The sequence below is a fragment of the Rhodococcus sp. EPR-157 genome (assembly GCF_001647195.1).
GTDB lineage: Bacteria > Actinomycetota > Actinomycetes > Mycobacteriales > Mycobacteriaceae > Rhodococcoides.
Genome location: NZ_LVCV01000564.1, coordinates 1 through 1,831, shown reverse-complemented (window position 1 = coordinate 1,831; position 1,831 = coordinate 1). Strand labels below are relative to the sequence as shown.

The window sequence follows — 1,831 nt, the reverse complement described above, 5'->3', positions numbered from 1 at the left end:
AAGACGGCACGGCGCCTGACGTCGCAGCCGCGAACGCTGCAGCGCTCTCGCCCCTGAGTCCGAACGGCAACATCGGTACCTTGAGCGTGCCCATATCCGTCGAGGCCGCCGATGTCACCGATGCGCTGCGCACGTCACTCGACGATGCGGCTCAACCGGCTCGCGACGCGGGCCTGACCGTCGAACTCGGCGGAACCGTTGCACAGGACAACAGCGCACCCGGTGGCACATCGGAGATCGTCGGATTGGCCGTGGCAGCGATCGTCCTGTTGATCATGTTCGGATCAGCAGCAGCAGCGAGCCTGCCGCTGATCACCGCAATCGTCGGAATCGGTATCAGTAGCCTCGCCATCACCACCGCCTCTGGCTTCTTCGACCTCTCGTCTTTCACACCCGTCCTCGCGGTGATGATCGGCCTGGCCGTCGCGATCGACTACTCACTGTTCATTCTTGCTCGATATCGACATGAGCTGACGCTCACCGACGATCGCGAGGAGGCGGTAGCTCGGTCGGTCGGAACCGCCGGTTCGGCCGTCGTATTCGCGGGCGCAACCGTGCTGATTGCACTCGTCGCGCTACGCGTCGTCGGGATTCCGTTCCTGTCGCAGATGGGCCTGGCAGCAGGCTTCGCTGTGCTGATTGCTGTTCTCATCGCATTGACGTTCCTGCCTGCAATGCTCGGCCTCTACAAAGGCAAGGCGTTCGCAGGCAAGCTCAAGTTCGTCAACACCACCGACCCCGAGGACCCCAACGCGCCACCGACCAACGGGCTCCGGTGGGCTCGGTTCTTGGTCAAGCGACCAGCGATCGGCCTCATCGGCGGCATCGTGCTCCTGGGAGTCATCGCGGGCCCGACGACCGGCCTGTCGCTCGCGCTGCCGAGTATCGCCACGTCCGACCCGTCGACGTCCGTTCGTAAGGCCTACGATCTCGAACAGCAAGGCTTCGGGCCGGGTAAGAGCGGACCGCTTCTGACGATCGCCGACGCCAGTGATGTGGCCGACGCCGATCGCACCGCAGCGTTCGGCCAGGTCGTCGACGCGATCTACGAACAGGACGACGTCACCAACGCGCAGATCATCGCGGTCAACGAAGCCGGCGACACCGCGCAGATCCTCGTCACACCGTCCAGCGGTCCCAACAGCCAGGAGACCAAGGACCTCGTCGCGAACATGCGGGCCGCCGAGTCCGGCGTCAAGGAAAGCACTGGCGTCTCGTACGGCGTGACGGGACAGACCGCGCTCGAACTCGACGTGTCCGAGCGCCTGCAGGACGCGCTCGTGCCGTACCTGGCCGTCGTTGTCGGTCTGGCGTTCGTGCTGCTGATGCTGGTGTTCCGATCGATTCTCGTGCCCTTGACGGCCACGGTCGGCTTCCTACTCAGCGTGCTCGCCACGTTCGGTGCGACCGTGTTCATCTTCCAGGAAGGTGGACTCGGACTGATCAGCAATCCGCAGCCGATCGTCAGCTTCATGCCGATCTTCCTCATCGGCGTCGTTTTCGGTCTCGCGATGGACTACCAAGTGTTCCTGGTATCGCGAATGCGTGAGGAGTACGTGCACGGCGCTGCCGCCAAGGATGCCGTCGTGAACGGCTTCAAGTACGGCGCACGCGTCGTGACCTCGGCTGCAGTCATCATGATCTCCGTGTTCGCGGCGTTCATGGCCGAGCCCGACTCGTTCATCAAGTCGATCGGATTCGCGTTGGCTGCGGCCGTGTTCTTCGACGCCTTCGTCGTCCGCATGGTCATCATCCCGTCGGTGATGGCACTCCTCGGCGACAAGGCCTGGTGGCTGCCGAAGTGGTTGGACAAGATCCTTCCCGATGTCGA

Annotated in this window: 1 protein-coding gene; it reads left to right on the top strand. The window is 63.7% G+C overall.

Annotated features, from left to right (window positions below):
• On the top strand, positions 1–1,831 hold a 1,831-nt coding region (locus A2J03_RS24805; protein WP_068379402.1), incomplete at both ends, for an MMPL family transporter.